Annotated in this window: 11 protein-coding genes and 1 other RNA gene; 7 read left to right on the top strand and 5 right to left on the bottom strand. The window is 31.6% G+C overall.

From position 1 onward, the window contains the following. Positions 1–4: 4 nt before the first annotated feature. The 4 genes from H0I27_RS06490 to H0I27_RS06505 all read right to left on the bottom strand — a co-directional run bounded on the left by H0I27_RS06490 (position 5) and on the right by H0I27_RS06505 (position 5126). The gene (locus H0I27_RS06490; protein WP_218733029.1) at positions 5–1834 is read right to left on the bottom strand and encodes an ABC transporter ATP-binding protein; all 1830 of its coding nucleotides are present in this window, start codon (positions 1832–1834) and stop codon (positions 5–7) included. Further along, entirely contained in the window at positions 1834–3549 is a 1716-nt protein-coding gene (locus H0I27_RS06495; protein ID WP_218733030.1) for a phospho-sugar mutase, read from the bottom strand. The genes H0I27_RS06490 and H0I27_RS06495 overlap by 1 nt, the downstream gene beginning before the upstream one ends. A gap of 34 nt (positions 3550–3583) precedes the next feature. Then, complete coding sequence (locus H0I27_RS06500) at positions 3584–4540, bottom strand: glycosyltransferase family 2 protein (RefSeq protein ID WP_218733031.1); 957 nt, start codon at positions 4538–4540, stop codon at positions 3584–3586. Positions 4541–4604: 64 nt separating this feature from the next. Beyond that, positions 4605–5126, bottom strand: coding sequence for a DUF4199 domain-containing protein (locus H0I27_RS06505; RefSeq protein ID WP_218733032.1), 522 nt, complete (start codon positions 5124–5126; stop codon positions 4605–4607). Between the two features lie 175 nt (positions 5127–5301). On the opposite strand from H0I27_RS06505, the gene ffs reads away from it, so the two are divergent. From ffs to H0I27_RS06530, 5 genes are all read left to right on the top strand, one after another. Then, positions 5302–5400, top strand: an RNA gene (gene ffs, locus H0I27_RS06510) — signal recognition particle sRNA small type. Positions 5401–5557: 157 nt separating this feature from the next. Continuing rightward, entirely contained in the window at positions 5558–6361 is an 804-nt protein-coding gene (locus tag H0I27_RS06515) for an SDR family oxidoreductase (protein ID WP_218733033.1), read from the top strand. A 202-nt stretch (positions 6362–6563) separates the two neighbouring features. After that, the gene (gene fsa, locus H0I27_RS06520; protein ID WP_158838605.1) at positions 6564–7217 is read left to right on the top strand and encodes a fructose-6-phosphate aldolase; all 654 of its coding nucleotides are present in this window, start codon (positions 6564–6566) and stop codon (positions 7215–7217) included. A 119-nt stretch (positions 7218–7336) separates the two neighbouring features. Further along, complete coding sequence (menD, locus tag H0I27_RS06525; protein ID WP_218733034.1) at positions 7337–8995, top strand: 2-succinyl-5-enolpyruvyl-6-hydroxy-3-cyclohexene-1-carboxylic-acid synthase; 1659 nt, start codon at positions 7337–7339, stop codon at positions 8993–8995. Beyond that, on the top strand, positions 8995–9486 hold the full coding sequence (locus tag H0I27_RS06530) for a DNA-binding protein (RefSeq protein WP_254712818.1): 492 nt from the start codon (positions 8995–8997) through the stop codon (positions 9484–9486). Before menD ends, H0I27_RS06530 begins: the two co-directional genes overlap by 1 nt. Positions 9487–9688: 202 nt before the next feature. Here the strand turns inward: H0I27_RS06530 and H0I27_RS06535 are convergent, their stop codons facing one another. Then, positions 9689–10816, bottom strand: a complete 1128-nt coding sequence (locus tag H0I27_RS06535; protein ID WP_254712819.1) for an alpha/beta hydrolase-fold protein — start codon at positions 10814–10816, stop codon at positions 9689–9691. Positions 10817–10914: 98 nt separating this feature from the next. Between H0I27_RS06535 and H0I27_RS06540 the strand changes: the two genes are divergently transcribed. Together H0I27_RS06540 and purU are read left to right on the top strand one after the other, a co-directional pair. Continuing rightward, complete coding sequence (locus H0I27_RS06540; RefSeq protein WP_218733036.1) at positions 10915–11754, top strand: 1,4-dihydroxy-2-naphthoyl-CoA synthase; 840 nt, start codon at positions 10915–10917, stop codon at positions 11752–11754. 145 nt (positions 11755–11899) lie between these two features. Further along, the gene (gene purU, locus H0I27_RS06545) at positions 11900–12769 is read left to right on the top strand and encodes a formyltetrahydrofolate deformylase (RefSeq protein ID WP_218733037.1); all 870 of its coding nucleotides are present in this window, start codon (positions 11900–11902) and stop codon (positions 12767–12769) included. Positions 12770–12791: the final 22 nt, after the last annotated feature.

Consider the following 12791-nt stretch of genomic DNA (forward strand, 5'->3'; position numbering starts at 1 on the left):
GGCACTATGATAAACTCTGCATAGTAACCAACTTAAAGTACTCTCCTTTTTTAGTAAGTAATTCGTCGTGTTTACCTTGCTCTACAATTTTACCTTTTTTAAGTACTACAATTTTATCTGCTTTTTGTATGGTAGATAGTCTGTGTGCAATTACTAAAGATGTTCTGTTTTTCATCATTTTTTCTAAAGCAAGTTGTACCAATTGTTCCGATTCTGTGTCTAGGGCAGAAGTAGCCTCGTCTAAAACCATTATTGGAGGATTCTTTAAAACTGCTCTTGCAATAGACAAACGTTGTTTTTGTCCACCAGAAAGTGTGTTTCCACTATCACCAATATTTGTATCGTATTTTTCAGGTAAATTCTGAATAAACTCGTCTGCATTAGCAATTTTTGCAGCTTCTAAAACCGCATCATCAGTTGCCTGCTGTGTTCCTAATTTAATATTATTGGTAATCGTATCATTAAATAGAATAGAATCTTGAGAAACAATACCCATTAAATTTCTTAAAGACTTTTTAGTGATGTCTTTAATGTTGTTGTCATCAATAAGTACATCCCCTTTATTAACATCATAAAAACGAGTAATTAAATTTGCCAAGGTAGATTTTCCACTTCCAGATTGCCCCACTAAAGCAACGGTTTCTCCTTTATTAATCGTTAAAGAAAAGTTTTTTAAAACATATTCATCTTTATACTTAAAAGAGATATTTTTAAATTCTATTTTATTTGTAAAGTCTTGTTTTATAATTGCGTTCGGCTTGTCCTTAATGGTGTTTTCTGTATTAAGAACCGTCATAATTCTTTCTGCAGAAGCCTCTCCTTTTTGAATGTTATAAAAGGTGGTCGTAATTAATTTTATAGGATTTAAAACAGTGTAAAAAAGTACAATGTACCCTAAAAACTGACTCGCTTTTAAATTACCTGTATTAGACAAAACTTCTGTACCACCATACCAAAGAATCGCTATAATTGTTGCCGATCCTAAAAACTCACTCATAGGTGAAGCTAATGTTTGCCTGTGATATACACTTGTCATTAATTGCTTAAAATGAAGTGTTGAGTTATTGAATTTTTTTGCGATTACATGTTCTGCATTAAAGCCTTTAATAATTTTTAATCCAGTTAATGTTTCTTCAATAAAAGATAAGAAATTACCAGTTTCCTTTTGTGCTTTTGCCGATTTAGATTTTAACTTTTTACTAATAGATGATATTATAAAACCAGAAACGGGTAATAAAACAAAAACAAACAATGTTAGTTTTAAACTCATGTACAGCATAATTGTTATAGAAATAACAACTGTTAAAGGTTCTCTAACAATGGTTTGTACAGAGCTTATTATTGAGTTCTCTACTTCTTGCACATCTCCAGTCATACGAGCTATAATGTCTCCTTTTCTTTTTTCTGAAAAATAGGCAATAGGGAGTTCTACAATTTTATTGTACAAATTATCTCTTAAATCTTTTACAATTCCTGTTCTTAAAAAAGCAATTGCATAAGAAGCTAGATATCTAAATAAATTTTTAAAAAAGAATAATGACAGTGATAATAAACAAATAAATAAAAGCACGTTTATTTCGCCGTCATTAATAATTTTTTGAGAAATAAAGTAGTTAAATTCATTTTCTAGATAACTACCAATATTTCCGATACCCGCATAAATCGGCTTTGAAACGGCTACTCTTTCTTCTCCAAATAAAATTTTTAGAACAGGAATAAACGCCAATACAGAAAGCACATTAAAAACTGCGTAAAGTATATTAAATAGAATATTTAAAATAGTAAATTTTCGATACTTTTTCTCATATTTTAGAATGTCCTTAAAATAGCCCATTAATTCAATTTCATTTCTTTAATAATTCTTTGAATTTTTGCATCTAAAGCAGCTTCTATAGAAGTAGCGTTTTCTTTAGTATCTAAAGATGTATTCACACTAAAGTAAAACTTTATTTTTGGTTCTGTTCCACTTGGTCTCGCCGCAATTCTTGTTCCAGATTCGGTTTGATAAATTAAAACATTAGATTTTGGTAAATCGATGTTTGTTACCTCACCAGTTATTAAGTTTTTTCTAGTTGATGCGTCGTAATCAGAAAGAGATTCTACTTTTTCTCCATCAATTTCAGTCAATGGATTGTTACGCATATCGCTTAACATTTGCTGAATTTCTGCAGCACCATCCATTCCTTTTTTAGTAATTGAAATTAAATGCTCTTTATAGAAGTTGTTTTTAACATAAATAGCTAATAACTCTTCGTAAAAAGAACTTCCGTTTTGTTTAGCATACGCGGCAACTTCACAAGCTAAAAGTGTTGCAGTTACTGCATCTTTATCTCTTACAAAACCACCAACCATGTATCCAAAACTTTCTTCACCACCACCAATAAAGTATAGCTCTGGAAAATCTCTAACCATTTTAGCGATCCATTTAAAACCAGTTAAACCAACTTTGGTTTCAACACCATAACTTGCAGCAACATCATTAACCAACTCTGTAGAAACAATAGTTGATCCTACAAATTGTTTGCCGTTCATTTTGCCTTCTTCTTTCCACTTCTTCAACAAGAATTCAGTCATAACAACCATTGTTTGGTTCCCATTCATTAATTTCATGTTTCCGTTTGTATCTCTAATAGCTACACCTAACCTATCACAGTCTGGGTCGGTACCAATAACAATATCTGCACCAACTTTGTTTGCTAAATCAGTTGCCATTTTTAAAGCTTCTGGCTCTTCTGGGTTTGGAGATTTTACAGTTGGGAAATCTCCATCTGGTTCTCTTTGTTCTTCAACAATATGTACATCTGTATATCCTGCTTTAGCTAATGCATCAGGCACAGAAACTATAGAAGTTCCGTGTAAAGATGTAAATACAATTTTTAAATTTTTACGATCTACTTTATCAGATAAAGAACCATTTTTTACAGATGCTTCAATAAAAACATCATCAACTTCTTTACCAATTACTTCAATTAAACTTTCGTTTGCATCAAATTTAATTTCAGAAAAATCTAATGCATTTACTTTTCCAATAATTCCACCATCATGTGGAGGAACAATTTGTCCTCCATCTGCCCAATATACTTTGTAACCGTTATATTCTGGCGGGTTGTGAGAAGCCGTTAAAACGATACCAGCATCGCAACCTAAGTGACGAACGGCAAAAGACAATTCTGGAGTTGCACGTAAATCTTCAAAAAGAAATACTTTTATATTATTTGCAGATAAAACATCTGCGACTACTTTAGCAAACTTTTTACTGTTATGTCTACAATCGTACGCAATTACTACGCTTAATTGTTCTTTTTTTACGTTTTCTATTAAGTAATTAGACAAGCCTTGAGTTGCTCTACCTAATGTATATTTGTTAATTCTGTTGGTTCCAGCACCCATAACTCCACGCATTCCTCCAGTTCCAAATTCCATGTCTTTGTAGAATCTATCTGCTAAGGCATCAGGATTATTGTTAATTAATTCTTGAATTTCAGTTTGAGTTTCAGCATCAAAAGTAGCTGTTAACCATTGTTTTGCTTTGTCTAAAATATTATCCATCGTTTAAAGTTATGTTGAAATACAAATATACTATTTAGAAATTGAGTTTTTCTTTAATTGTATAGTGTTTTTCGTTACTTTTTGTTTTTATAATGAGTTCTCCAATAAATCCTGCTAAAAATAATAGTGTTCCTAATATCATAGAAGTTAATGCTATATAGAACCAAGGATTGTTTGTTATTAAAATTGTTTTAATACCGTTAAAAAGTTTGTAAAGTTTATAGGCGCCAATATAAAATGCAGATGTTGTTCCAAATAAGAACATTAAAGTTCCCCAAAGACCAAAAATGTGCATGGGTCTTTTACCAAATTTTGATAAAAAAGAAATGGTAATTAAATCTAAAAAACCATTTACAAAACGGTCCATTCCAAATTTAGTTTCTCCGTATTTTCTTGCTTGGTGTTGTACTACTTTTTCTCCTATTTTAGTATAGCCTTCGTTTTTGGCTAAAACAGGAATGTATCGATGCATTTCTCCGCTTACTTTTACTGCTTTAATAACCTCGTTTTTGTATGCTTTTAATCCGCAGTTAAAATCGTTTAGTTTTAAACCAGATGTTTTTCTAGCGGCAGCATTAAATAATTTTGAAGGGATGTTTTTAGTGATAACGTTGTCATAACGCTTCTTTTTCCAACCAGAAATTAGGTCGAAATCTTCTTTAATGATTAGATCATATAATTCAGGAATTTCATCTGGATTGTCTTGTAAATCGGCATCCATGGTAATTACAACAGCTCCTTTTGCCATGTCAAAACCAGCATCTAAAGCTTGCGATTTTCCGTAATTTTTTTGAAACTGAATTCCTTTTACCTCGGTATGTGCAGCGGAGAGTTTTTCAATTACACTCCAAGAATTATCTGTACTACCATCATCTATAAAAATGATTTCATATAAATAACGATTGGATTGCATAACTTTTGCAATCCAATCGTATAATTCTTGTAAAGATTCATCTTCGTTAAGAAGTGGTATTACTACCGAAATATCCATGTTTGTTTTATTCAATATTTATAATTCAAAGTTTAATTTGTACAAAAACCTCAAATATTAAAATTTAGTATGTTTCTTCTTCAGTTTTTTTCATGATTGCAGAAGCAATTGCAGAAATAATAAAACCTAATATTGCAGCACCAATAATTGAAATAGCAGCTATAATGCCCGGAGATTGAAATTTCTGTGCTATTTCATTAGCACCTTCAATTTGCGCTTCTGTCATTCCACCATCTAAATATGCTTGATTTTGAATTTCCATAGCTTGTTGCATAAAATCAGGCTCTATAACAGTCATAAAAATATACTGATAAATGGCTGTAATTAATGCAGAAAGTATACATATACCAACACCAATTTTAACACCTTGTCCCCAAGAGATAAAACCACTATTAATTTCTTTATATTTTTTTATACCTAAAACAACTAAAGCTGTGGTTAAACCAATAGATATAACTGAAATTGACCAGTGAGGTTTAAGGTGTTCACCCATTGCGTAGGTAATAACACTCAATAATATTCCAGCTACTGCTAAAATAACACCATAATTTACAATTAGACTTTTACTGTTTGCTTGATCTTCCATTTTTTTAATTTAGTTAGTTATACAAATATATTGTTTTCATTGTTGATAGTTTTTAATTATTTATAAAAGTTTGTTTACTATCACAACAATTCATTAGTATTCAGAGTGTTGAAAATGTTACATAAAATTTACACTTTTTTTATTGTCAATATCAAAAAAGCGTGTAAATTTGCAGCGGCAAGTCCTACACAACTAGCTCCCTTTGAATCCTCCAGGGCGGGAACGCAGCAAAGGTATTAGGTTGTAGCGGTGTGATGTAGGTAGCTTGCCATTTTTTATTTCTCTCTATTTAATTCTGAATTTCTTCAGAATTTTTCTTTTTTAGAGCAATTATTAACTTTCTCCTTTTTAGTTTCCTTCGTTTTCTTTTAAGATATTTGTGGCAACATTTAATTATTAAGTATTTTTAATTTTTCAAGCATTTATTATTTATGTCTAAAGTTGTATTAATTACTGGAGCTTCATCCGGAATAGGGAAATCTATTGCTACGTTTTTATCTGAAAAAGGATATAAAGTATATGGAACAAGTAGAAATCCTAAAAACACTGCCAATTTTTCTTTTGAATTAATTGCTTTGGATGTCTTAAAGGTTGATACTATTAATGCAGCAGTCGATTTAATCATTCAGAAAGAAGGAAGGTTAGATGTTTTGGTTAATAATGCAGGAATGGGAATTACGGGTCCAATTGAAGATACGCCGACTGATGAAATGAGAGCTGTTTTTAATACCAATCTTTTTGGTGCTGTAGATGTAATGAAAGCTGCATTGCCACAAATGCGCAAACAAAAATCGGGTACTATTATAAATGTAACTTCTATTGCTGGTTATATGGGCTTACCTTTCAGGGGATTGTATTCTGCTACAAAAGGTGCTTTAGAAACCATAACGGAAGCAACAAGTATGGAGGTAAAACCATTCGGAATTAAAGTTGCTTGTGTTGCACCCGGAGATTTTGCAACCAATATTGCTGCGGGAAGATATCACACACCCGTTTTTGAGGATTCTGCTTATATAGAGAATTATCAAATGAATTTAAATTTGATGGATGCGCATGTAAGTGGAGGAATGGATCCGATAGAAATGGCAAAGGCTGTACATAGGATTATAGAAACTAAAAACCCGAAGATTCATTACAAAGTTGGTGGGTTTATGGAAAAGTTCTCCATTGTTTTAAAGCGAATTTTGCCAGATAGAACTTACGAGAAAATATTAATGAACCATTATAAATTATAGTTTTAGGCAGTTTTTAATGTTTATAAGTAGTAAGTAAATAGTTTTATTTCAATTCTTAATTTTATAAACAAGTAACTATCTTTGCGTTAGGGATTGAAGCAATTGTTTGAGCTCTTTTTTGTTTTTTAACAAAAAAAGCGAGTGCGTAAAGCCCGCTCGAACGCCCAAAATAAATAGAACAATTACAACTAAATATATACAAATGAAATTTTTTATTGACACTGCAAATTTAGAGCAAATTAAAGAAGCGCAAGCTTTAGGTATTTTAGACGGAGTTACTACAAACCCATCTTTAATGGCTAAAGAAGGTATTACTGGCGAAGTAAACATTATTAACCATTACAAAGAAATTTGTAATTTGGTAGAAGGTGATGTTTCTGCAGAAGTAATTTCTACAGATTTTGACGGAATGGTAAAAGAAGGTGAAGCTTTGGCTGCTTTAAACCCTCAAATTGTTGTGAAATTACCAATGATTAAAGACGGTGTAAAAGCGTGTAAATATTTTTCTTCTAAAGGAATTAAAACAAACGTAACGTTAGTGTTTTCTGCAGGTCAGGCTTTATTGGCTGCTAAAGCAGGAGCAACGTATGTTTCTCCATTTATTGGTCGCTTAGATGATATTTCTACAGACGGAATGAACTTGATTAAAGAAATTCGTTTAATTTATGACAATTACGGTTTCGAAACTCAAATTTTAGCAGCATCTGTACGTAATACAATGCACATTATTAACTGTGCAAAATTAGGATCTGACGTTATGACTGGGCCTTTAAGTGCAATTGAAGGTTTGTTAAAACACCCTTTAACAGATAGTGGTTTGGCTACATTTTTAGCAGATTACAAAAAAGGAAACTAGCCAACACAGTTGGTTTTTATATAATAAAGTCAGAAAGTAGAAAAATATTTTACTTTCTGACTTTTTTGTCTTTAATAACTTTTGGACTTTGTAACTTTGCCACCTTGTAATTTATAGTAATGTACCCAAAAAAAGAACTCGCACAAATTGTAATTTCAGCATGTAGTCAATTTAATATTGATACGGTTGTTATTTCTCCAGGCTCACGTAATGCTCCTTTAACAGTTGGTTTTTCTAATCATCCAGAAATTGAAACATTAAGTATTGTGGATGAGCGTTGTGCTGCTTTTTTTGCTTTGGGTATTGCGCAACAAACTCAGAAACCAGTTGCAATTGTTTGTACTTCTGGTTCTGCTTTGTTAAATTATTATCCGGCAATTGCAGAAGCATTTTACAGTAACATTCCGTTGGTTGTAATTTCTGCGGATAGACCAAAACATTTAATTGATATTGGAGACGGACAAACTATTCGTCAAGAAAATGTTTTTGATAATCATATTTTGTTCGCTGCCAATCTAATTGAAAACGAGAAGTACAAAACACGTAATTCTCAATTAATAGGAGAAGCTTTGCAAGTAGCAGTTTCACAAAAAGGTCCTGTGCATATTAATGTTCCGTTTGATGAGCCTTTGTATGAAACGGTTGAAGAAATGCAAAGTTTTAATTTTCCGCATATTTCTTTAAGTTCTTTAGATAATTCTCATATTGATTATGATAATTTATCAAAAATATGGAACGCAGCAGAAAAGAAAATGATTCTTGTTGGTGTTAATTATCCTGATGCAGATTTACATAAATTAATGGATTTGTATGCTGAGGATGAGTCCGTGTTGATCTTAACAGAAACAACTTCTAATTTACATCAAGAAAAGTCTGTTAATTCTATAGATCAATTAATTTTTTCTTTGGATGATCATCAGTTTGAAGATTTAAAACCAGAAGTATTAATTACTTTTGGAGGGATGATTGTTTCTAAGAAAATTAAACAATTTTTAAGAAAATATCCACCAAAACAGCATTGGAATATTGATGAAAAGAAAGCAGTAAATACGTTTTTCTGTTTATCTGAATTTATACAAATAAAGCCAGTTGATTTCTTTTCGAAATTTAATAGAACAATAATAAAAAAAGAAAGTAAGTATCAACAAAAATGGTTGCAACTTCGTGATGAAAAACGTGTAAAACATCAAGAGTATTTATCTAAAGCAACACATTCAGATTTTAAAGTTTTTGAGCAGGTTGTAGAGAGTATTCCTGCCAATAGTCAGTTGCAAATTAGCAACAGTTCTATAATTAGATACGCACAATTATTTTCTATAGATAATTCGAATACCGTTTTTTGTAATAGAGGAACAAGCGGAATTGACGGAAGTACTTCTACTGCAATTGGTGCTGCTTTTGCAAATGAAAATCAGACGGTTTTTATTACAGGAGATATTAGTTTTTTCTATGATAGTAATGCATTGTGGAATGCAGCTATTCCTAAAAATTTTAGAATTATTTTAATTAATAATTCTGGAGGTGGAATTTTTAAAATTATTCCAGGACCAGGAGCTACCAATGCTTCAAAATATTTTGAAACTCCGCATACGTTAACTGCAGCGCATTTATGTAAAATGTATCATTTCGATTATTTACAAGCAGATACTACAGAAAGAGTACAAGAACATTTACAAGGTTTTTATGAAACATCAGAAAAACCAAAAATATTAGAAATCTTTACGCCAAGTGAAGAAAATAATTTAATTTTAAAAGAATATTTTAAATACATACAATAATGAGTTTACAAGAAGATTTATACGACGAAGAAGAGAACTTACAAGATGACGAAAATAACTCGGAAGAGGTAGAGATGTACTTGAAAGAGGGAGAGAAAGTCAGCTTAGTAATTGAAACAGAAACAAATTTAGGATACACAGTTTTAATTAATGAAGAATTTGATGGTTTACTTTTTAGAAGTGAAGTTTTTCAGGAATTGGAAGAAAACATGGAGGTTGTTGGTTATGTGAAACAAATTCGTGAAGATGGAAAAATAGATGTTTCTTTGAGACCACAAGGTTTTAGAAATGTTATTGATTCTGATGTAGAAAAAGTATTGACAAAGCTAAAAGAAAGTAGAGAAGGTTTTTTATTGTTAACAGATAAAAGTTCTCCAGATTCTATCCGTTTTCATATGAAAATGAGTAAAAAAGCCTTTAAAAAAGCAGTAGGAAATTTATATAGACAAAAACTAATTCTTATCAAAGAAGATAGAATAGAGTTGGTGTAACATGAGTATTCAGTCGTCAGTTAGCAGTAGGCAGTAAAAATGTTTTTAATTAATAGTATTTGTTATTTTTTAACGAATATAGATTTTTTAATTTTGCATACTGCATACTGCATACTGCATACTGCATACTGCATACTGCATACTGCATACTGCATACTGCATACTGCATACTGCATACTGCATACTGCATACTGCATACTTTTTACCTCCCGCCTAATCTTAGAATATTTTCATAAAACCTATCCGCATTTGGGTCTGCAGGATCCATTTTTCCGTAACCAATCTTATACTGTACAATTGCTTTATTAATTTGTTTACTGCTTTCGTAAAATTTACCAATATAGTAATCACCTAGTGGAGATGAAGGGTATAGTTTTAAAATCATTTTACCAAAAGGAAGTAACTGATCTCCATTTTCCTTTTCCATAATTAATTTCTCGATAGCAAAAATATCACTTTCTCTTATTCCTAAATTACTTCCAAAAAGGAAATCAATTTCTAAGTATTTGTTTTCTAAATAAGCAATAGCATCTGATGGCGATAAATCTTTTATGTTTTTGTCAAATTCCTCTTTAGAAATGGCAGAGTACACTTGAAAAACTTGGTTTAATGCTCTAGGAATCGCTTCACCAATAGCAGATATGCTACTTGGAGTATTAATGGTGTCGTTTATAATGTTAAGGTTTTTTATCTCTAAAGATTTTAAGCCTCCTTGTAGTTCTCCTATTTTAGTCTGTTTATCAACAGAAAACGATGTAGAGTTATTTATGTATAGGTAAAAAGTATTGTCTTCCTTTTCGTATCTCGGTAAATTATAACTTTGCAATTGCTGTCCTATAAAATCAGAAAAAAGAGGGTTTATACAGATGTAAGAATTGATAAGTGGAATTTTTTCTCCTAAAAAAAAGGATACTAAGTTTGCAGAAGTACCTTGACCAATAATAGAAATAAAAGGAGAAGTATTGTAATTGCTTTCGATTTCAAAAATAACTTCATCTTTTATAAATTGATAAAATTTCTTGTTATCTACAGTAAATTCGCCTGTAGTTACATTAAAATAGGTGTCTTTTTTTCTGGTTTTAGCCATTTCAATTCCTACCACAATTTGTTTTGGAGCTTTGTCTTTAGCTGCAAATAACACAGAATTCCCTACATACATATCAAACAAAAGCTCACTATCTAAAACAACTGCTAAAGGATAATTTTTGTCCTCTTCAGGATCATAACCTTCTGGTAAATATATTTTTATGTCCCTTTTATCATCTGCGTAATCAGAGATAATTGTTTTATTTATTATTTTTTGTGCATACCCGCTAAGGCAAATCAACATAAATATTAGGGTGAACGATTTCTTTATCATAAATTTGAATCTTTATTTTTGTAACCAATTTTTTTGTTCTTCTAAAAGAACGTCCAAAATACAAAATTATGATACAACCCGAGTGGAAAACTGTTAAAGAATACGAAGACATTACCTATAAAAAGTGTAATGGAGTTGCTAGAATTGCATTTAATAGACCTAATGTTAGAAATGCTTTTAGACCAAAAACGACTAAAGAACTATACGATGCTTTTTACGATGCAGGCGAAGATGTAAATATTGGCGTTGTCCTACTTTCTGCGGAAGGACCAAGTACCAAAGACGGTGTGTATTCTTTCTGTTCTGGTGGAGATCAAAAAGCACGAGGACACCAAGGTTATGTTGGTGACGATGGTTATCACAGGCTAAATATATTAGAAGTACAGCGTTTAATCCGATTTATGCCAAAAGCAGTTATTGCTGTGGTACCAGGTTGGGCAGTTGGTGGCGGACACAGTTTACATGTAGTTTGCGATTTAACTTTAGCTTCTAAAGAAAACGCTATTTTTAAACAAACAGATGCAGATGTAACTTCTTTTGATGGTGGTTATGGTTCTGCATATTTGGCAAAAATGGTTGGGCAAAAAAGAGCTAGAGAAATCTTTTTCTTAGGAAGAAATTACTCTGCGCAAGAGGCTTATGAAATGGGGATGGTAAATGCCGTTATTCCTCATGACGAATTAGAAGATACCGCTTATGAGTGGGCACAAGAAATTTTAGAAAAAAGTCCGACTTCTATAAAAATGCTAAAGTTTGCTATGAACTTAACAGACGACGGAATGGTTGGTCAACAAGTTTTTGCAGGAGAAGCAACAAGACTTGCTTATATGACTGATGAAGCAAAAGAAGGAAGAGATGCTTTTCTTGAAAAGAGAAAACCAAACTTCCCTAAAAAATGGATACCATAGTTGATTAGGCAATTTCAGTTTAAAGCTATAGTATTTAGTTTTAGTAATATGTTTGAGCTTGCTCTAAAAGAAATAAATAATTAAAACTCCAAATTACCCAGTTTGCAGTTCCTTCCTGTCGGGAAGGTTAGGATGGGCAGTTTTTATGAAACCACAAGTAGTCTCTTTTTTAATAAAATGTCCAGATCAAAAAGGATTGGTAGCTAAAATCACCACTTTTTTCTATGAAAATGGATTCAATATTTTAAGTTCTCAACAGTATGTAAATTCTGTTGAGAATACATATTTTATGAGAGTTCGTTTAAATGCTGATGGAACAAATATTTCTAAAGAAGCATTAGAAAATAACTTTCAACAACTAGCAACACCTTTGCGTATAGATTGGTCTGTTAATTATGGCGATAAAAAACAAAATGTAGCCATTATGGTTTCGCATACTAGTCATAATTTATATGATTTGTTAGAACGCTCTAAAGAAGGACGTTTAGACTGTAATGTAAAAATGATTATCAGTAATCATAATAAATTAAGGTATGTTGCAGATATGTTTAATATTCCTTTTTATCATTTGCCAGTTACAAAGGAGACCAAAAGAGATCAAGAAGATCAAGTTGTGCAATTGCTAGATGCTAATGAAGTAGATTTAGTTATTATGGCGAGGTATATGCAGATTTTATCTTCAGATTTTATCAAACATTATCCAGAGAAAATCATCAATATTCATCATTCTTTTTTACCAGCTTTTCAAGGGGCAAATCCGTATAAAAAAGCCTATGAAAGAGGAGTGAAGTTAATTGGAGCAACAGCACATTATGCAACGGTAGATTTAGATGAAGGCCCAATTATTGAGCAAGATGTAAAACCTGTAACGCACGAAAGTACACCAACAACCTTAAAGAGGATTGGTGCAGATATAGAGAAATTGGTGTTGGCAAGAGCGGTTAAAAACCACTTGAATCATCAAATAATAGTTTCAGGAAATAGAGCTATTGTTTTTCCGGAAGCAGGAGAGTAAAAAAGTATGCAGTAATTCAGTT

It is taken from the genome of Polaribacter sp. HaHaR_3_91, from assembly GCF_019278525.1.
Taxonomy (GTDB): domain Bacteria; phylum Bacteroidota; class Bacteroidia; order Flavobacteriales; family Flavobacteriaceae; genus Polaribacter.